This window comes from Enterococcus mundtii (genome assembly GCF_013394305.1).
Lineage (GTDB): Bacteria > Bacillota > Bacilli > Lactobacillales > Enterococcaceae > Enterococcus_B > Enterococcus_B pernyi.
In genome coordinates this window covers 469884-489967 of record NZ_AP019810.1, presented here as the reverse complement: position 1 = coordinate 489967, position 20084 = coordinate 469884, and the positions used below count along the sequence as shown (strand labels likewise).

Sequence of the window (20084 nt, the reverse complement as noted above, 5' to 3'; positions counted from 1 at the left end):
CACGGCTAAAGGATAGGGAGTGTTTTTCCTTTAGTTAGTTTCTGAATACGCAGGCAAAGACAAATAAGTGATCGTCTCCATTAAAAGACGCCAATCCGCTATCGTCGGTACATTGGAGATTCGATGGATGCGACAAACCTGTTCATCAATCAAATGAAGATCGTAATTACAAACTACGAGATCAGCTTGGTAGGTTTCGATCGATTCTTTTGTGACAGCATGTTCAATTTGAAATTCGACCGTTGACCGTTGCATAAAAAGTGTCTCGATCTCATTCAGGATATAATCATCTAAAGATGGCGGTCCTTGGATCGTAAACAAAATGCGTAAAGGGCGATACGACTGCTTCATCAACAGCGAAGCATGAAACGTTGTCAACGCAGCTGCAAGATAGTCGATATGAACAAAACCAAATAATGGGTTATTTTTTAGAATCGTCAGTTTTTCAAGCCATACTTGGTAGAGCTCAGAATAACGTACCTTCATTTGTGTCACCATCGTGGGTGAATGTAATTCATAAGTATGGCTCATTTTAGAAAGTAAACGCGCATTGACCAAGTAAGCTTCCATTTTTTCTAGTGTCCCGTCTTTGATCATGTGTTCCGGGAAAACAGTCGCTAGAAAACGTTGGATCGCTTCGATGACACCCGGGCTTTCTTCTCGATAAAATGCATAGGAGCGACCATCGTCCAAATTACTTTGTCGTGTGTAGGAAATACAATGAAGTGAGACCAAGTATAACCACATCGTTTCATTTAATGAGAGTGTTTCATTGGAGCGTGAAAGATAGTAATCCTGTAATAATGGCTCAAGTGAAGAGAAGCCTTTGCTGCTTTTGATCAACACTTTGATACTTCGATTTAAGTTGCAAAGTTTTTTACACTTCCAACGTGCTTTTGCAATCGACAGCCATAAAGCGGCACGAAAATGGCTAAAATGTAAAAAGGCATGATCTCTTTTATGGCCTTCGTCGACTAAATACTGTGCATCGATTTCACTATCTGAATCAATGATCGTACTATCGCCAAAACTTGAGTAAAAGGCAAAAAAACAAAAACGAATATCTTCTTCTCTACCTGATAAACTCAATGGTCCAGTGGTGATCGTCACACTGAATTCCTTCAAGATATTATTCATATGACGGATCGTTTTAAAAATTGTACTTCTAGAGACCATCAAGGCATCGGCTAATTCATCGGTTGAGTAAGTTACATTATGAAGCAATAGATCCATGATCTGGTAGGTGATGGTCCTTTTAGCTAATAAGGTGATCATTGAATCGATCGTCATTACCTTTTTGTAGTGAAACGATAGTAGTCCTTTGTGATCAATCTTTAGTGAAACGCACTGCTCATTCAGCGCATGGTTGATTTCCTCGATGTCTTTTTTTAGTGTTGGTTTTGACTTCTCTAAGTTAAGAGAAAGATCATTGAGCGTTAACTGGTTGGTTTTATTTTTATGTACTAAATTTAAAATTTGATATTGTCGTTTAAACTGATTATCAAGTTGTAAGGTGATGGGTAAATTTTCCATTATTCTGGCTTCCAATCTTTATTTTTCTATAAATATGTAAGAAATATAGTCTCTCTTTAAAGTTAAAACACATAGTTAGATAGGCTCAGGGAAAGATGTGCATATTATAAGTATACAAAAAAAACAAACGTTTGAAATAAAAAATCATTATAATTTAAAAATAATCTGTTTTAAATTAAGGGGAAATAGTTGGAATTGCCGTGTTTTTTATCGAATAATTGTTTTTTAAATAATTTTGTTATTTTTTATAAGTGAAGATATTTTGTTTTTTCAATAAAAAGTATACAAAAATTTCTTAGGTGTATAGTGTGATATTTTTTTCTGAATAATAAAAAAATAGTTTTGGCTATAGATATATGTATTGCAACCAATGACTATTACTAGAATTACAGAACTTATAGAAATAAGGCAGTGCTTTATTTTTTTTGTTCGAAAAAAAAATAAAAATAAACAAAGGGTAGATTAGTGTTATTATAATCAAAAGATGAAAAAATAACAGCTTTGTTACGTCGTTATTTAATATCGTAGTTTCATCTGGGTTAAGAAAGGGGTGCAGCTATTTAATTAGTCGAACATATAACTAGCGATATCTAAAAAAGTAGGCATGTTCTAATGTAAAGAACAGTTGTTTAGGAAATCAATCGTGCAATAGAAGACACTAAGTAGAAAATGAATCACTATAAATTAGTAGATTCCATACATTGAGTATAACTTTTTGCCAAAAATCAGCAGATTACGTCACGTCAAATAATACGTGTAGAGTAGGAGGAGGAAATGACTCATTTTTATAAGAAACAAAGTTTACATATTATTGTAATTATCTTGCTGCTTTTCTCGTCATTAGGAAATAGTATCAGTGTTATAGCAGAAACAACAAAAGAGAGCACTGCTGGACAAATAAGTGAATCAACAGATGATGATTCCCCAACAGAGAACGATGAACTTTCAAGAGAAGTACCTGTAGAGAGCGGGGACGCCCAAAAGACCTATGCTTCGGAAGAAAAGACCCAGGGGGATAAGGGGGTAATAAAATTAGATCCCGGTCTGCGGAATGTACCTAATTTACTCACGAGTCTAGATCATCATTTTATTACTAGATTTTTACAAGGCAATGCGAATGCACCCGGCCGTACGCAATTCCCAACGACATATGCTAATTTCTTTGCCAATGATAGCCGTGCAAGGGTATCGTGGAATGGTAGCGATCAATTAGGGAATAGGATAGGGGACAAGATTGAAGGCACGGTTAATTTGCCGAGGCAGTATTTGTATAGGGATAGCGCAAATGATAGTATAGGCTCGTTGTTACAAGCGGGGGTTTCTTTCTATTCGATGCCTATTCGAAATGACTATCAATTTGGAAATGCAGTTATTGAACATAACCAAGGGGACTTTTTAATTACAGTTCGAGAAAGCTCGCCGTACAATATAAAGTCGGCAGTTGTATCACCACCTACAGATGTTAGAGAGGGTGTATTGGCAGACTTTCATGAGTTTAGCATTGTTGTGGAACGAATTAGAGCTGCGTCAATTACTAGTGCACGAACCAATTCATTTACGATAGATCTAGATTGGATTTTTAATACGTACTTCTATATGAGAACCCTTCCTGCACATGCATATTATCCGAACTACACAGCGACAGTTCGTCAGGCAATTCGAGGGAGCTTTACTGAACTACCAATTACACTTCAAACATTGACCTTAGGACGTTCTCCGGAAGCAGAAAGTGCAGGAAACCCAACAGCGGGAGAGACAACTCTTCAAATGGGCCAAACAACAACAGTGACTGCAGCGGCTCCAGCGACGGGATATCAATTTGCAGGGTTTGATGTGAGTGGTACAGGAAGTTCGATCACGAATGTGAATATAGTTAATCGCACAGGCACATTTACTATGGGATCACAAAATGCGACCGTTACCGCATGTTATGAGTTGAGTAATCGAAACTTGACTCTGGCACATTCGCCACAGGCCGGAAGTGCAAGTAATTCAGATGCACCAACGACTACTCTAGTAGTAGGTGCAACGACGACAGTCACAGCAGGCGTACCTTCTCCTGGCTATCGTTTTGCTGGTTTCAATGTGACAGGTAATGGTACGATCACAAATGTTGATTTAGCAAATCGAACAGCAACCTTTACCATGGGAACTGAAAATGCGACAGTCACAGCAGAATACGCCTCAACGATTATCCGTAATGCCGATGATCTCGGAAAATTTTTACGAAGTGAGTCTCCTTATGATGCAAACGACCAGACTTACACGATCGAACCAGAATCAAATCAAACGATCGACATGTCAGGAGAAGGTGATTTTTCAGGACGTAGTCAATTTTCTGGTCATCTGATCGGAAATGGCACGATCATTAAAAATCTCTCATTAGTAGATTCCGGCGTTTCTCTTGGATTGATCCAAACGTTAAACGGTGGCAACCTTTCACGAATCGAGAACTTGAAGTTAGAAGGAGTACTCGTCAATGATACGAGGACGCGGTCTAACGTGGCTGGAATCATCGGTCAAGTAGTAAGCAGTAAGTCAGTTGAGCTTGAAAATATCACGCTCGATGAAAACAGTCAAATTACTGCTAGTCAACCCGATGGAAGTGCAGGATTGATCGGGAACAACCAAGGTTCAGCATTGATCAAAAACAGTGAGGTTTCAGGAACGTTACATTCCAACACAGCTAATGGACTAATGGGTGGACTCGTTGGTAAAAATGACGGTTCATTGACCATTGAGAGTAGTCTTTCTCGAGTTACTTTTACTGGTGGTGGTTCATATACATTAAATATCGGTGGACTAGTGGGCGAAACCAGCAGTGAGGTAACAATCACTGATTCTGTGAGTGAAAGCCAAACAGCAATCAATTCATTGAGCGGGACATATCGAGGTGGAATGATTGGTCGAGTGACCTTCTCAGGAGATGTCACGATCCAACGAAGTATCAATGCCAGTGATATGCGAGGAAGTAGCAGTTATGTGGGCGGATTTATCGGAAGGATGTCAGGAACTGCTAAAATCGAGGAAAGCTATCACAATGGACATGTTCAAGGAAGTACAAGTCTAGGAACTGCTGGGTTCATTGGTATGACCGAAGGCAATGGCGCACTTGGTATCGTGGATAGTTATAGCATCGGCTCCTCCAATAGCAATGGTGTGATCGGGATCAATCAATTAACGGATCGAGTGACACTCAGCCAACTATTTGTTGCAGGGTTTACAGGGGGACAACCCATTACCTCAGATACGATGGGTATCACTACGACCAATGTGTATTATGATTCCAGTACAACGAACAAATCAACTACGACTGGAGTAGGTGAAGCGAAAACTACGCTAGAGTTGATTGAGTCAACAACTATTGCGCTAGGTTTCGGGAGTCGTTGGCGAACCGACTTTTCAGTGGCTCAACGCACGAATAAAACTTATCCATACTTGAGTTGGCAGACCCAAAATACGCAACCATCTATGTTTTTTGACAGCATCGATCCAATGGTCGATCGTCAAGTAACGGGTAATCAAGTGTCGGTAACGTTAGATCTACAAAACGAGCCATTGAAACTATTCAATCCATATAGTTCTGGCTTAGCTGGTGAAGCGACAGCAGGAACCTTCACTTTCAATCGTGGATCTATTGCAAGAGTGTCGATTGGTGTCATCAATCAGCAAGGAGTCGTGGGCTTTACCGCACGGCGAATGAGTTTGACACTGGCCCGTGATCCCTTGGCAGGGAGTGCAGCTGATCCAAACGCTGACCAAACGAATTTTATCGAAGGGGAAACAACAATGATTCAGGCAGCTGAAGCAAATACAGGGTATCGTTTTGTTGGATTTAGCGTGACAGGCACAGGAAGTACAGTGACAAATGTTGATCAAAAAAATCGAACGGCTACTTTCACGATGGGGACAGAAGATGCAACAGTGACAGCAAATTATGTGCAAACGGTCATTCGTACATCAGAAGATCTAAGTCGCTTTTTGAATAGTCAAGCACCTTTTGATCCAGACGATGAAAACTATTCGATTGAACCAGAAGATGGGATAGCAATCGATATGGCAAATGCAGGTACTTTTTCTGGCAGACAAGGATACGGAGGGAAATTGATCGGTAATCATGCGGTCATCAAGAATTTGACTTTGACTAGTGGAGAAATAGACTTAGCCTTTATTCGCTCAGTCGGGAATGATTCTTTACGAATTGAGAATCTGACATTTGAAAACTTGAGAGTGACGAATACTAGAGAACAGTCATATACCAACTATACAGCCGGGGTGATTGCTCAAATCGGTACAGGAAATATTGTTGAACTTGAGAATATCAGGATGGACAGTAACAGTAGCATTGTTTCAAACCAGTCAAATGGAAGTGGAGCTTTTATTGGAGAAAACAATGGACAACTAACGATTACGAATAGCCAAGCATCAAGTAATCTTCACTCGAATACTTCGAACGGTCTATTAGGTGGTCTCGTCGGTCGCACGACGGGCGTGCTTACCATAAATCACGCTAGTTCAAAAGTGAATTTTACTGGTGGTAATAATTATACCTTGAATCTAGGCGGGCTGGTCGGTGAAGTATCTGGTACAGTTACGATCATCGATACACATAGTGAAACTCGCTCGACAGTTAATTCTTTAACTGCTAGCTATCGTGGAGGATTGATTGGCTATGTGACAGAAAATGGTCAAGTGCAGATTGAGCGAAGTATCAATTCGAGTGATTTACGAAGTGGAAATAGTTATGCTGGCGGATTTGTTGGTCGTTTAGCAGGAAATGTAACGATCAATGAGAGTTATCACAATGGCTATATCCTTGGGAATGTTACTAGTGGATCTGGTGGTTTTGTCGGAAAGATCGAAGGCAATGCTCAGTTAGTGATGACCGACAATTATAGTGTTGGTTCATCAAATGCACAAGGGGTGATCGGAGCGATAAGTGCAACTGCTACCGCAAAGCTTACGAATTTATTCGTCGCAGGATTTACTGCTGGAGAACCAATTTCGAATACTACCACAGGAATTACAGCAAGCAATGTATATTTTGATGCAACCACTACAAGAAAAACGACGACAAATGGTGCGGGGGAAGCAAGTAGCACCATAGGGCTGATTGATACAGCTATAACTGAACTTGGGTTTGGTGAAAAGTGGTTCACAGGTTTTGCTTTGGGGAGCAATGCCAATCGAACTTATCCGTACTTGAGGTGGCAGACGAATGGAGCGCAAACAGCCGAGTTCTTCCACTCGATCCAACCAGAAGTAGATACAGCTGTCTCAACCAACCAAGTAACAGTAACTTTAGATCTTGCAGGACAACCTGTTCGCTTATTCAATCCATATCAAGCGGACTTGGCAGGAGAGATCACATCAGGTACATTCCAGATCAATCGGAATAATGCCGAACGCTTTTCAATCGGGGTCATCAATGAACAAGGCATCATTGGTTTTACTGGTATCGGAAATTATACAGATATCCAGCCAAAGAACCAAGTTTTGAACTATGGATATGGAGAAACGGATTATCAGGCAAAAGACTTTGTCACAGTCTTCAAAGATCAAACTGAAACAGAGGATTATGATGCACGTTTTGTAAGTTTCCCTGATTCACTGAATGGTCAAGCTGCACGTGTAGAGGTTTCAAAAAATGGCACAGTATTAGCTACGATCGATGTTCCTGTCACTTATCAGTTTGGTCATTCGCTAAATGTAAGAGGCATTAGTTTTCAAGGAACAGACCTACGAGCAGCAACTTTAAGCTTGAACAGTGATCAAACACAAATTGTTGCGACCTATAATAGTGCATTAGCTGGAACTTCGGTTCATCCCTATTTTGGAGATGATATGTATTATCAAATCAGGCACTATAACCAAGCAACTGTTTCTAGTGGTCCAATGAATGCACAAACGCCAGATTTCGATTTTTCTGTAAATGGCAATCAAAGGTTAGACACATTGAATGGTTTTGGAACAAATCGAAGACTATCAGTTACGAAAGGCGATATCGTGGAAATTTTCCATGCAGAAGCCAATGGCAGACTGGACAACTTCCAAGATAATGTGGTGCAGTCAAGGATATCGGATAATCGAAGTCGTTATCAAATCACTGCGAAGGGGTTTGAACGAATAAACATCGATCGTTTAAATCCAAGGGAACAAAAAACAGTGTTAGGAATGTCTCGTGAAGATATGGATCGTCAAGTTGGGCGATATTTAGATATCAGTCAATATCCAACCTTGAAAATTGAAGGTTTCACTCAATATCCTGATACGTCAAAAGAAGGAGCGACGATTGGTAAGATCGTTGTCAGCGAGTCATTGGTTAATGGTGAAACAGCCACATGGGAATATACCGTTCCTTTTGTGGTGGAAAGTGATCCAGCGATCCATGTAACGTTACCGGTTCGGATGGCTTTTGATGTCTTAGACGATCAAGTGACTAGTGATGATTACGAGGTGGTCAATCATTCGACAACGACAGAACTGACAGTTTCCTTCCATACCAAAAACGATGTGGAATTAGCAAGTACTTCAAATATTGTCTTTTTAGATTCATCAGAACAAGAGACGACGAGCGAATCGATGTTTTTATATTTACAACGAATCGGTGCGGCACCATCTGAAAAGCCGTTAGTTGGACAAGCAAGTACTTTTGCTGGTACTCAATGGGCGGAATCAGTGCCGTCAGATTCCCGAATGTCGCTTGGTTTTACAGGAAAATATTTTGGGGATACCACACAAAATAATAAAGTAACAGGCAAGTTAAATTTACACCTTGCTGCGAAGATAAATTGAACACACACAAGAAGGTGAACATGATCACACAGGAAACACAGAAAATAACTGAAAAAAATGAACAACAAAAGAAAAAAAGATTACTGGCGCTTCTTTTATTATTGCTTGCGTTTGTTGCGATTGGTTGGTATTGGTATGTCAATATCCAACCAACGCAGATTTTGTCGGACGATTTTCCGGAAATCAAACATGCGGAAAAAATGACAGGCGATCAACTGAAAAAATATGCCAATCAAGCGGTAGACGATAGTAATGTAACTATCAATGTGTATCCAGAAGTCAGTGTCAATGCGGATGGGAAAACGGGCAATATCTGGATCCAAAACTTGCCGACCAATCGTTATGGGCAACAAGCCATATTGTCTATGAAGGATTCTAAAGAAACATTATATGAAACAGGCTTATTGGAGCCTGGATATGAAGTAACCGAATTGACATTAGCAAAAGAGTTAACGACAGGCACGCATCCAGGAGTAGTGGAACTAGAGTTTTATGATTTAGAAAATAAAAAGCTTATGGGTAAAACGACGGTTGACGTGACCATCAATGTCAATCAATAAAGAGGGAATAAAGCAATCATGCTTTAGGATATAAAGACATAAATAAAGGAGAAAACAAAATGAAAGCAAAAAATATTCTAGCAACAGGTTTGATGTTCGGCACGATTTTAGCAGCAGGGGCAAGTGTTCAAGCTGATATTGTCATCAACGGAGATGATCAAACGATCGATAATTCATTAGGTGGATCGATCGATAAGACTGCAGATGTGGCGATCGATGGAACTATAGGTTTTGATAACACAGATCCGGAAGCGCCAGAACCAGGAAATCCAGATAAATGGTTGAATGTGACGTTACCTTTAAAAGCGGTCTTCTTCACTGAACCAGAAGACTATAAGACAATTCTAGGTGGAGAGCATACGATCACCAATCATTCAGGTCGTCCAGTAAAAATCACTCTAGGAAATTACGCAGTTTCATCTGGTGATATCTCAGCAATCGATCGGTTAACATTGGTTGGTAGTTTAGGAGACAGCAATCTTTTGATTGAAAATGGTTCGGTGAATTCAACCTTATCACAAGACTTTATGACTTTAGCTTCACCGAATGCACGTCCTGGTGATTTAACAGGAGCAAGCACAGCGACGTTTACTTTTGAAGGGGATGTTGATACTGATGTTCTTGATTTTCCAACGGATAAAGGATCAATCTCAATTGCAAGTACGTTGACATTGAATATTGAAGCGCTAGATGAAGCTGGAGATCCTTATCCATAGTTCAAATCGTGAGGTGATTGGATGAAACAAAAAAAACAAACAATTCTTTGTTTGTTCATGGCTTTAAGTCTATTGATCGTTGGATTGCCACAAACGCACATAGAAGCTAGTTCTAATACCATTGAAGTCACTGGAGAACTAGAGTTTGATTCAAATGCGATACAAGAAACAAGCCCCACAAAGCCGAACACCGATGATCCGAAAGAATCAGTGACACCAAGCGCACCGCCTAAAAAGAACGTTTTACCACCATTGGGAGAACAAATACAAGTATTGTACGTTTTGACAGGTGTGATTTTGATTTTGATCGTTCTTGTTAGTTATCAAATTATTCGTGACAAGCGACGAAATCCAAAAAAAAATGGGTAAAATCATTGTGAACTATTCATCGAAGAAATAAATAAAAACCGTAGATTGAAGGATCTACGTTTTTTTTTTTTTATAAAAAATAGCTTTATAACAGCAGGTTCAACATTTTCGCAAATCAGAATTATTTGTTAAAAAAATCACTTGACTTAGAGTTCGGTTCAAGGTGTATGATTAAGCAGAAATAAAGGAGGGAAATTCATGTTATTAAAACAAATAAAAGGTCCTCAAGATCTAAAGAAATTGAAGCAAGAAGAGCTTCAACAAGTGGTAGAGGAAGCACGTGCCGCGTTATTGCAAAAAATCAGCCAATATGGTGGACATAATGGCCCCAATCTAGGCGTTGTTGAAATGACGGTAGCGCTACATTATGTGTTCGATTCACCAAAAGATCAATTTGTTTTTGATGTCTCACACCAAACCTATGTGCATAAAATGTTGACAGGAAGAGCGCAAGCGTTTTTGGACCAAGCACATTATCAGGAAGTCTCAGGTTACACGAACCCATTAGAGAGTGAACATGATCTCTTTACGATCGGACATACATCGACTTCATTGTCTTTAGCAAATGGTTTAGCTAAGGCGAGAGATTTAAAAAACGAAAAAAATAATGTCGTTGTAGTGATTGGCGATGGGTCTTTATCGGGAGGTTTAGCCTATGAAGGTTTGAATAATATTTCTGAACTAGGCACCAATACGATCATTATCGTCAATGATAATGACCAGTCGATCGCAGAAAATCATGGAGGACTTTACAAAAATCTCAAAGAGCTAAGGGAAACGAATGGTCAGGCCACGAACAATTTCTTTAAAGCATTAGGACTTGATTATCGCTATCTTGACGCAGGTAATCATTTAGCTGCTTTGATCGAGTTATTCGAAGAAGTAAAAGATCAAAAAGAGCCAGTTGTGTTGCATATCCATACCGTCAAAGGAAAAGGTTTCTCCTTTGCAGAAGAAAATCGCGAAAAGTTCCATGCGGGTGGACCGTTTAGTCTCGAAACAGGTGAGTATCTGCGATCGAAAGGAGCAGAAACCTATAGCGGTCTAACAACAGACTTCTTATTGCGCAAAATGGCGGATGATCCAACAGTTGTGGCAGTAAATGCAGGCACACCGATGATTTTATTTACACCGGAACAACGTCAACAAGTTGGCGCACAATTTGTTGATGTAGGGATTGCCGAAGAACATGCGGCGACGATGACTGCTGGTTTAGCTAAAGGCGGGGTAAAACCTGTATGGGCAGTCCATTCACCATTTTTACAAAGAAGTTACGATCAAATTTCTCATGACTTAGCGTTGAATCGTTTATCAGGTACGATCCTCGTGACACTTGCTTCTGTAAACGGAATGAATGATGAAAGTCATTTAGGGATCTTTGATATTCCATTTTTGAGTCATATCCCAAATCTAGTCTACTTAGCACCGACAACTAAAGAAGAATACTTAGCGATGCTTGAATGGACGATCGATCAAACGGATCGATTAGTGGCAATCCGCGTACCAGTCGGCCCAATCACTTCTTATGGTAAAGTAGATCGAACAGATTACAGTCAGTTATATAAGAACAAAGTCATCCAAAAAGGCGAAAAAGTAGCAATCATTGGTGTAGGTAATTTTTATGGTTTGGCAGAAGAAGTCGCTGTTGAATTGAAGAAACATCTCCAACTAACTGCTACGGTGATCAATCCAGCGTTCATCTCTGGTTTAGATACTGAATTACTGGATGAACTTAAAGATACGCACGATATAGTAGTAACACTTGAAGATGGTCTCTTGGAAGGTGGCTACGGTCAAATGGTCGCTGGCTATTTAGGAGATGCAACGATTCGTGTACAAACTTACGGCTTAGATAAAGCTTTTCATGATCGCTATGAAGCATCAGAACTATTAGCGGAAAATGGGCTGACAGTAGAGAATATCGTGAAAAATATTAAAGAAACACTTGCCGAGCAACGATAATCAAGTCGAAGAAGTGCTTATTTCCGGAGAACGATTTGGAACGAAGCGAGCTTACACTTGAACCAAATTTACATCAAATAGATAAATAAAATGATCTAATAAGTAATCACTGAAACAGTGGTCTGCTTTCAATGCTGAGGATAGCGCATTGAAGCAAGCCACTGTTTTTTTATAGAAATACTTATCTGAAAATGATTAGAAAATTTACACAAAAAATATATATTCCTACAAATAATTTACTTAAAGTTAATCAGAAGTAAAAAGTGATTTTCTACAATTAGCAGTATAGAAAGAACAAAGGAGTGAACGCATGTTAAAGCTAGATGGTATTAGTAAGACGTTTAATCATCATGAAGTTTTAAAAGAAATCAATGTATCGATCGCTAAAGGTGAGATCGTTTCGATACTCGGTGCTTCGGGTTCAGGAAAAACAACTTTATTGAATATCATCCTTGGATTGGAGCAACCAACAAATGGTCAACTACTTTATGATGGCGAAGATATCACAAAACAGGTCATGGAAAAACGACCATTTAATATTGTCTTTCAGGACTATGCTTTATTCCCTAACCTAAGTGCCTATGAAAACTTGGTGTACGGGTTGCGAAAACAAAAAAATATCACTTCCAAAGAAGAATTGCAAGAATTGATCGATCTATTGGATTTGAATGATCATTTGGATAAACGCATCCACCAACTATCTGGCGGGCAAAAACAACGGGTGGCATTAGGTCGGACTCTGGTGATGAAACCCCAAGTATTGTTACTTGATGAGCCCTTAAGTGCATTGGACGGTGTCATCAAAGAATCGATCAAAGAACGTATCCAATTGATTGCTAAAAAACTGAACTTAACGACGATCATCGTTACGCATGATCCAGAAGAGGCATTGACCCTTTCTGATAAAATCATGGTTTTGAAAGATGGTCGAATCGCACAATACAGTACACCAAAAGAAATCGTGACGAATACGATGGAACCCTTTGTACAGGCATTTATTGTCGATCAGCTAAAAATCAAACGACGTAATATTGAACGGATCTTTACTCAAGCAACCGGCGTAGTTCATGAAAAAGTGGTTCGCTTCTCATGAGAAAGATGAAAATAGAAGCACTACTGCCAGCGTTCATCTTGTTTGGTTTTGTCCTCGTATTGTTTTATCCCTTAGCGAATGTTTTGAAAGAAGCGTTGACTGTTGAAGGCGGATTTTCCTTTGAGTTGTTCAGGGAACTAGCAAGGAACTTCGATTGGCTAAATGCGTTAAGTAATAGTTTGCTCATTGCTGGGCTCACAGCACTTTTTGCCACCTTTCTTGGCTTCTGGTTTGCTTACGGGATGCATTTTACGAATCTACCTAAGGGGTTCAAGTGGATGATTGAGAAATGCTTTATGTTGCCAATGTTATTACCGACCATCACATACGGGTTTGTGTTGATCTATTCTTTTGGCCGTCAAGGATTGTGGACACGTCTAGTCGGTCAAGAATTGTTTTCGATCTATGGAAAATCAGGTGTGATCTTAGGATTACTGATCTATACGATCCCAGTGACTTTCTTATTGATGAATGACGCCATGAATTATTTGGATAAACGCTATTTGACGGTGTCGAGATTGATGGGAGACGGATTTTTTAGAGGATTGAAAATCACAATCCTGCAACCTTTGGGCAAAACATTTGGTGTTGCTTTCGTCCAAGCCTTTTTCATGAGTTTTACGGATTTTGGTATACCTGTAGCGGTGGGGGGCGAGAACCGTTTATCACGACTTTATTGTATGAGTACTTTATGGGTTCGATCCCAGACTTTAATCGAGGAGCCGTCATTGCATTGATCATGTTAGTTCCTTCGATCGTTAGCATTCTGTTTTTGCGTAAGATCCAAAAAAATGATCATGCAACCCCCGGGACAAATACGTCAGTAAAAAGCAACCCTGTCAGAGATTTATTCTTTGGCGTAGGACTGACAGTTGGTGGTTTATTTATTTTAGGAGTCTTCCTCGTGATGTTTCTTCTTCCTTTTGTAGAAGGGTGGCCCTTTGATATGACTTTTACTACACGTCATATCGAAGCGTTCCTACAAACGTCTGATTTAAGAAGAACGTTGAATACAGGGATATTCGTTGCCTTATGGACAGCGTTGTTTGGAACAGTTATTGCTTATTTGGCAGCCATTTTTACCGCTAGATCCGCAAAACAAAACGTGATCCTGAAAATGATCGATAGTCTTGCTTCTATCACGAATTCGATTCCAGGAATGGTTTTAGGGATTGCCTATTTGCTGGTGTTTAGCGGAACAACTCTTCAAAGTACGATCAGTATTTTGGTGATTGCCAACATGGTGCATTATTTTGCAACCCCTTATCAGTTAGCGAAAAGTGCCTTATTAAAAATGAATCCCAACTGGGAAAACACAGCGAAGATGATGGGGGATAGTTGGCTTGATACAGTGGTTCGGATCATTCTTCCAAATTCAAAGCGGACGATCGTGGAAATGGCTTGTTACTATTTTACAAATTCGATGGTTACGATCAGTGCAGTGGTGTTTTTGACAAGTGCCCGAACGATGGTGATCACGACCAAAATCAAAGAATTACAACATTTCGGCAGATTCACTGAGATCTTTATCCTATCCATCTTATTATTGTTGATCAATCTAACCGCAAGAATACTTGCGCAATCTATCATGAGGAGATTTGAAGCAAATGAAAAAATTAGTCAAAAAAGGGTTCATTTATCTGTCTTTCGCCAGCGCTTTAGGAATTTTAGGGGCGTGTAGTACGTCAAACGCAAGTGAGAATGCCAACGGTAACGAAGAAAAAGTCATAATATACACGAATGCAGATGAAGAGCCGGTTCAAATCATCAAAGATGTTCTTGATTCGAATGGATTTGAAAACCAATACTTGCTACAATCCTTCGGTACTTCGGAATTGAGCGGTAAACTCTGGGCAGAAGGCACAGATATTGAAGCGGATCTAGTGACAATGAGCACGTTCTATTTGGATGGTGTCCAAGAAAATGAACCGATATTCAAAGAATTGGCATTAGAAGTCCAACCAATCGATGATCTGCCAAATTACCAAGCACCGATGACGACACAAGAAGGGGTCATTTTCTACAATACTCAAGCAATGGAAGAAGCAGACTTGCCTGTACCGACAAGTTTAGCTGATTTAGCTGATCCGATCTATGAAGGGCAACTAGCGATTTCTGATATCAACCATTCCTCAACAGCTTGGTTATTGTTCCAAGGATTGATTGATCAATATGGAGAGACAAAAGCACAAGCGATTTTAGCCGATATTTATGACAATGAAGGCGACCATATTGAAGCGTCTGGTTCGGGTCCGTTGAAAAAAGTCCGCGTCGGTGAATTGGCGTTGGGTTTTGGGTTACGTCATCAAGCAATCAAAGATAAAAAAGAAGGATTGCTGATCGATTTTGTGGAACCAAGTGAAGGAACATATGCTTTAACAGAATCACTCGCGGTGATCGATAAAGGAGAAGCGACGAATCCTTTAGCCGAAGAAATGTTGAATGTGATCCTTAAAGAAGGTCGGGCAGATTTATTACAATTCTACCCAAGTAAACTTTATGAAACAGATGATCTAGCGGGGGTTGAAACCGCCAAAAATCAAAAAGTTTTCCCGGAAGCATTAACCCCAGATCTGCTAAAAAAACATGCCAGTCTAGTTGAATAGGAGAAAGAAAATGAGTGGAAAAACAAAGGTGATCGAACATTATGAAAAAGAAATCAATCACAGTAAAATCAATTATAAATTACTGACACCAGGTCCTCTGACCACGAGTCGTACAGTGAAAGAAGCAATGCTTGTCGATCATTGTACATGGGATGATGATTTTAAAGTCATCACTCAGGCGATTCGACAACGATTGCTTGATCTTGCTGGTGTCTCCAATGAGGCTTATACAGCTGTTTTGATGCAAGGAAGTGGCAGCTTTGCAGTTGAATCTGTGTTAAGTTCAGTTGTTGGCGCGACCGATCGTTTACTGATCTGTACAAATGGTGCTTATGGCGAACGGATGGTGCAAATGGCTCAATACCATGGCATTGATCATGTGATTTATCAAGTGGCTGAAAATGAAACACCACAAGCTGAAAAAATCGAGGAACTATTAGCGTTGCATCCTGGTATTACTGCACTTGCAATGATCCACAGTGAAACGACTTCTGGTATTTTGAATCCTTTAGAAGAGATTTCAGCAGTGACAAAGAAACACAAATTATGTTTTATCGTCGATGCGATGTCAAGCTTTGGCGGCATTCCGATCCCTGTTGGCGCGTTAGGAATCGATTTTCTAGTTTCAAGTGCAAATAAATGTATCCAAGGAGTACCTGGATTTGGTTTTGTGATTTGTCAAAAAGAGCTATTAAAAAAAAGTGCCGGACAAGCACGCACGTTGAGTATGGATCTGTATGATCAATTTCGTGTGATGGATGTAGACGGGAAATGGCGTTTCACTTCACCAACCCATACTGTTCTCGCATTTTGGCAAGCGCTAGAAGAGTTGGCGGAAGAAGGTGGTATCGATGCTCGCTATGACAGGTATCAGATGAACAATGAGCGTTTGCGTGAACGAATGGCAGAAATTGGGTTTGAAGCCTATGTTAGTGAGAATCAGGGACCTTTCATCACGTCATTCAAATATCCTGAGAACATCCAATTCGAATTCCAAGCATTTTATGACTATTTAAAAGCACATGGCTACGCGATCTATCCTGGGAAAATCAGTGATACTGATTGCTTCCGGATTGGGAATATTGGTGAAATCTATCTGGAAGATATCGAAAAAGTAGCTGGGTTGATCCAGCAATATATGGAGGAGCGAAAAAATGATTAATGTGGTCATCTTAGATTGGGCAGGAACAGCAGTCGATTTTGGTTGTATGGCACCGGTGTCGGCGTTTCGCGAAGCATTCAAACATCAAGGGATCACTGTGACTGAACGAGAAATCAGAGAGCCGATGGGAATGAAAAAAATCGAGCATATCCAAATGATGCTAGAAATGCCTCGTATTGCTGAAAGTTGGTTAGAAACTCACGGACGTCAGCCTGAAACTACTGATATCGAGGCAATCTATGAAACATTTGAAGAAGTATTATTCCAGCAATTGGCAAATCATGCAGAAGTGAAACCGGGTGTACTTGACACCGTCGCAACTTTACGTAAGCGAGGAACCAAAATCGGCAGTACGACTGGTTATACGAGTGAAATGATGGCAATCGTTGTTGCGAAGGCGAAAGAACAAGGGTATCAGCCAGATCACATCGTCACACCAGATGAAGTAGACGGCAAAGGGCGTCCCTCTCCAGAGATGTTATTAACGAACTTGAATTATTTTAAACAGGAAAATAGACAAGAAGTGTTAAAACTAGGAGATACGATCTCTGATATACTCGAAGGAAAGAATGCAGGAGTTCTTTCTGTGGGCGTAATTGAAGGAAGTTCACAAGCTGGTTATTCCTTTGACACGTATCAGCAATTATCGTCTACTGAAAAAGAGAAACTTTTTGAGCGGGTGCGGCAAGAATTTTTAGAAGCTGGCGCAGATTATGTGATCGATCGGTTTTCTGATTTGCCAAGACTCATTGAAACAATTGAAGAGAAGCAAGCTGTTATGAATTGAATCAATCAACCATCAAGAGGTCGAGACCGAAATGTTTAGCCTTGAAAAATAAGGCGCTAGCCGCGAAAATTGTTCTTCCAATTTTTGTGGCTGGCGCCTTATTTTTTTCGAAGAGGTTACTTCTGTTCCTGCCATTTATTCGGTTTTAGGTGGTAAAGAATTAGTGGCCCACTTATTTTACGAAAAAAACAGCAGAATATTGCAAAATAATGCAAAATAGCGTATCTTAGATGAAAGGAGTGAGCGGTCATGTTGAAGGAAGAACGCATCCAACGTATTAAAACAATGATTGATCAAGAAAAAAGTGCTTCGATCGAAGATTTAGCAGATCGCTTAGATGTGTCTAAAGATACGATTCGTCGGGACTTGATCCAGTTAGCAAAACAGCGCCAAATCAAACGGACCCATGGCGGTGCTTTAGCGATTCAAAAAGAAGCAACGATCTTTGATTATGAGCAACGGTCAACGATCCTAAATGATGTGAAAAAACAAATGGCTGAGCAGGCGCTTGAAATAATGGCAGATCCTTCCTCGATCATCTTTGATTCTTCGACTACAGTGGAAGCAGTGATTAGAGAACTGCCGGACAAAAAAATCCATGCGGTCACCAATTCTTTATCTCACGCTTTATTACTAGCCCATCATCCGAAAACAGCTATTTCCTTATTACCTGGTAGATTACACAAAGAACAGTTGTTTTTATTTGGAACGGAAACAGTGGAACAGTTGAAAAATTATCAAGCAGACTACACACTACTTGGAGTATTTGCGTTGACAAGCGAAGGACTGTTCATCCATACAGAGGAAGAAGGCTTAGTGAAACGTCAGATGATCCAACAAGGACGTAGGGTGATCGCGCTAGCGGATCATACCAAACTAGATAAAACTGGTTTTTATAAAGTCAGCGACTTATCAGCGATTGATTATTTGATCACGGATCAAAAGCCTCCAAAAGCATTAGCCAAAGCACTGACTCAGAACCATGTAGAACTCATAGAAGCGAGGAAGAATGAATGAAAAAAGAAAACATCCAGTTAACAACTATACCAAAACCAGCGATTTTTCCAGATGTTCCCCCTGTCTTTTTGACGGAGGACACGATCACCGAACGGATCAACAAAACGATCGAACGCATGAAAGACGAAGCGATAGATCTGTTGGTGATATATGCAGATAAAGAGCATGGTGGTAATTTTGAATATTTTACAGGCTTTATTCCGCGATTTGAAGAAGGATTATTGGTGTTAGATCAATCGGGCAAATTCACGATGATTCTTGGGAATGAGAATCTAAAAATGAATGCCCATGCGCGGATCACTGCGGATTTGATCCATTATCCAGCATTTTCTTTACCGAATCAACCAATGGACCATGAACAAAACCTGTCAGCTATTTTTGCATCATTAAAGGTGGCAGATAGAAAGAAAATCGGGTTAGTCGGTTGGAAGTTGTTTACGTCTATGACACAAAACAATAGCCAATTGTTCGATGTACCATTCTTTATCGTAGATGCGCTAAAACAAGCAATCACTGCGGAAACTGCTATCGTCAATGGCACTCATCTATTGATTGGTGAGGAAGGGGCGCGTGTCACGAACAATGCAAATGAAATCGCACACTACGAATATGGGGCAAATCTTGCTTCGTCTTGCATGCTACGTGCATTAGATGCCATTGAGCTTGGTGTGAAAGAATCCGAGATCGGAGAGTTGTTGCACGGACAAGGACAAGCGAATACAGTGATCACGATTGCTGCAACTGGACGCCGTTTTGAATTTGCGAATCTTTATCCGACAGCAAAAACGATCCAATTCGGTGATCCGCTGTCATTGACGACAGGCTTCAAAGGTGGCTTATCCAGTCGTACAGGATTTGTGATCGAAGAAGAAGCTCAACTGCCAGTAGAACAAGCCGATTATCTGGATCGAGTAGCAAAACCTTATTATGCAGCTATCGTCAGCTGGCTAGAAGCTATCCATATCGGAATGAAAGGGGCTGATCTCTATCAATTGATTGAAACAGTCTTGCCACAAGTGACCTATCACTGGCATTTGAATCCAGGACACTTGACGGCGGATGAAGAATGGTTAGCCTCGCCCATTTATTCTGGTTCGCAAGAAATCATCAAGAGTGGTATGATCTTCCAGTTAGATATTATTCCTTCTGTATCAGGATATACTGGAGTAAGTGCAGAAGAATGTGTGGCACTAGCAGATGAAGGATTGAGAAATGAACTGAAAGAGCAATATCCAGACATGTGGGAGCGGATCGTTAGACGTAAGCAATATTTAGCGGATGTCTTGAAGATTCATTTAAGTGAAGAATTGCTGCCTTTATCAAACACTGTCGGCTATCTCCGTCCGTTCTTTTTAGCCAAAGAAAAGGCATTCTGTGTAGATTCAGTTGAATAAGCAACCTCCCTTCTTAACGATCGAGTAATCTGGTTGAGAGGGGATTTTTTTATTTAAGTGCAAAAGAGTATTTTCGTTGGGCCTCCTTTA

General features: G+C 40.2%; 14 protein-coding genes. 13 read left to right on the top strand and 1 reads right to left on the bottom strand.

Annotation, left to right across the window (positions count from 1 at the left end; translation table 11 throughout):
- Positions 1-30: 30 nt before the first annotated feature.
- Positions 31-1533, bottom strand: coding sequence for a helix-turn-helix domain-containing protein (locus tag HZ311_RS02320; RefSeq protein WP_023519944.1), 1503 nt, complete (start codon positions 1531-1533; stop codon positions 31-33).
- Between the two features lie 774 nt (positions 1534-2307).
- On the opposite strand from HZ311_RS02320, the gene HZ311_RS02315 reads away from it, so the two are divergent.
- The 13 genes from HZ311_RS02315 to HZ311_RS02255 all read left to right on the top strand — a co-directional run bounded on the left by HZ311_RS02315 (position 2308) and on the right by HZ311_RS02255 (position 19994).
- A complete protein-coding gene (locus HZ311_RS02315) occupies positions 2308-8328 on the top strand; it encodes an InlB B-repeat-containing protein (RefSeq protein ID WP_178946456.1) in 6021 nt (2006 codons plus the stop codon).
- A gap of 20 nt (positions 8329-8348) precedes the next feature.
- Positions 8349-8888 carry a hypothetical protein gene (locus HZ311_RS02310; protein WP_010735054.1) on the top strand — a complete coding sequence of 180 codons (540 nt, stop codon included), beginning with the start codon at positions 8349-8351 and terminating at the stop codon, positions 8886-8888.
- Positions 8889-8947: 59 nt separating this feature from the next.
- The gene (locus HZ311_RS02305; RefSeq protein WP_023519941.1) at positions 8948-9604 is read left to right on the top strand and encodes a hypothetical protein; all 657 of its coding nucleotides are present in this window, start codon (positions 8948-8950) and stop codon (positions 9602-9604) included.
- Between the two features lie 21 nt (positions 9605-9625).
- On the top strand, positions 9626-9973 hold the full coding sequence (locus HZ311_RS02300; protein ID WP_023519940.1) for a hypothetical protein: 348 nt from the start codon (positions 9626-9628) through the stop codon (positions 9971-9973).
- 198 nt (positions 9974-10171) lie between these two features.
- Entirely contained in the window at positions 10172-11935 is a 1764-nt protein-coding gene (locus tag HZ311_RS02295; protein ID WP_023519939.1) for a 1-deoxy-D-xylulose-5-phosphate synthase, read from the top strand.
- A gap of 310 nt (positions 11936-12245) precedes the next feature.
- Positions 12246-13028 (top strand): ABC transporter ATP-binding protein, encoded by a 783-nt coding sequence (locus HZ311_RS02290; protein WP_023519938.1) that lies wholly within the window; start codon positions 12246-12248, stop codon positions 13026-13028.
- Positions 13025-13765, top strand: coding sequence for an ABC transporter permease (locus HZ311_RS02285; RefSeq protein WP_178946455.1), 741 nt, complete (start codon positions 13025-13027; stop codon positions 13763-13765). Before HZ311_RS02290 ends, HZ311_RS02285 begins: the two co-directional genes overlap by 4 nt.
- On the top strand, positions 13720-14709 hold the full coding sequence (locus tag HZ311_RS02280; protein ID WP_178946454.1) for an ABC transporter permease subunit: 990 nt from the start codon (positions 13720-13722) through the stop codon (positions 14707-14709). Before HZ311_RS02285 ends, HZ311_RS02280 begins: the two co-directional genes overlap by 46 nt.
- Positions 14636-15634 carry an extracellular solute-binding protein gene (locus HZ311_RS02275; RefSeq protein WP_023519936.1) on the top strand — a complete coding sequence of 333 codons (999 nt, stop codon included), beginning with the start codon at positions 14636-14638 and terminating at the stop codon, positions 15632-15634. Before HZ311_RS02280 ends, HZ311_RS02275 begins: the two co-directional genes overlap by 74 nt.
- A 10-nt stretch (positions 15635-15644) precedes the next feature.
- The gene (phnW, locus tag HZ311_RS02270) at positions 15645-16796 is read left to right on the top strand and encodes a 2-aminoethylphosphonate--pyruvate transaminase (protein WP_010735061.1); all 1152 of its coding nucleotides are present in this window, start codon (positions 15645-15647) and stop codon (positions 16794-16796) included.
- Positions 16789-17583: a phosphonoacetaldehyde hydrolase gene (gene phnX, locus HZ311_RS02265; protein WP_023519934.1), complete on the top strand. Its 795-nt coding sequence runs from the start codon at positions 16789-16791 to the stop codon at positions 17581-17583. Before phnW ends, phnX begins: the two co-directional genes overlap by 8 nt.
- Positions 17584-17832: 249 nt before the next feature.
- Positions 17833-18600, top strand: a complete 768-nt coding sequence (locus HZ311_RS02260; RefSeq protein ID WP_010735063.1) for a DeoR/GlpR family DNA-binding transcription regulator — start codon at positions 17833-17835, stop codon at positions 18598-18600.
- Positions 18597-19994 (top strand): M24 family metallopeptidase, encoded by a 1398-nt coding sequence (locus HZ311_RS02255; protein ID WP_023519932.1) that lies wholly within the window; start codon positions 18597-18599, stop codon positions 19992-19994. Before HZ311_RS02260 ends, HZ311_RS02255 begins: the two co-directional genes overlap by 4 nt.
- The last annotated feature ends 90 nt before the right edge of the window (positions 19995-20084 follow it).

Coding starts and splice junctions, on each gene's coding strand:
- HZ311_RS02285 (WP_178946455.1), top strand. CDS start 13,025: ATGAGAAAGATGAAAATAGAAGCACTACTGCCAGCGTTCATCTTGTTT.
- HZ311_RS02255 (WP_023519932.1), top strand. CDS start 18,597: ATGAAAAAAGAAAACATCCAGTTAACAACTATACCAAAACCAGCGATT.
- HZ311_RS02260 (WP_010735063.1), top strand. CDS start 17,833: ATGTTGAAGGAAGAACGCATCCAACGTATTAAAACAATGATTGATCAA.
- phnX (WP_023519934.1), top strand. CDS start 16,789: ATGATTAATGTGGTCATCTTAGATTGGGCAGGAACAGCAGTCGATTTT.
- HZ311_RS02295 (WP_023519939.1), top strand. CDS start 10,172: ATGTTATTAAAACAAATAAAAGGTCCTCAAGATCTAAAGAAATTGAAG.
- HZ311_RS02320 (WP_023519944.1), bottom strand. CDS start 1,533: ATGGAAAATTTACCCATCACCTTACAACTTGATAATCAGTTTAAACGA.
- HZ311_RS02310 (WP_010735054.1), top strand. CDS start 8,349: ATGATCACACAGGAAACACAGAAAATAACTGAAAAAAATGAACAACAA.
- HZ311_RS02290 (WP_023519938.1), top strand. CDS start 12,246: ATGTTAAAGCTAGATGGTATTAGTAAGACGTTTAATCATCATGAAGTT.
- HZ311_RS02305 (WP_023519941.1), top strand. CDS start 8,948: ATGAAAGCAAAAAATATTCTAGCAACAGGTTTGATGTTCGGCACGATT.
- phnW (WP_010735061.1), top strand. CDS start 15,645: ATGAGTGGAAAAACAAAGGTGATCGAACATTATGAAAAAGAAATCAAT.
- HZ311_RS02275 (WP_023519936.1), top strand. CDS start 14,636: ATGAAAAAATTAGTCAAAAAAGGGTTCATTTATCTGTCTTTCGCCAGC.
- HZ311_RS02315 (WP_178946456.1), top strand. CDS start 2,308: ATGACTCATTTTTATAAGAAACAAAGTTTACATATTATTGTAATTATC.
- HZ311_RS02280 (WP_178946454.1), top strand. CDS start 13,720: ATGGGTTCGATCCCAGACTTTAATCGAGGAGCCGTCATTGCATTGATC.
- HZ311_RS02300 (WP_023519940.1), top strand. CDS start 9,626: ATGAAACAAAAAAAACAAACAATTCTTTGTTTGTTCATGGCTTTAAGT.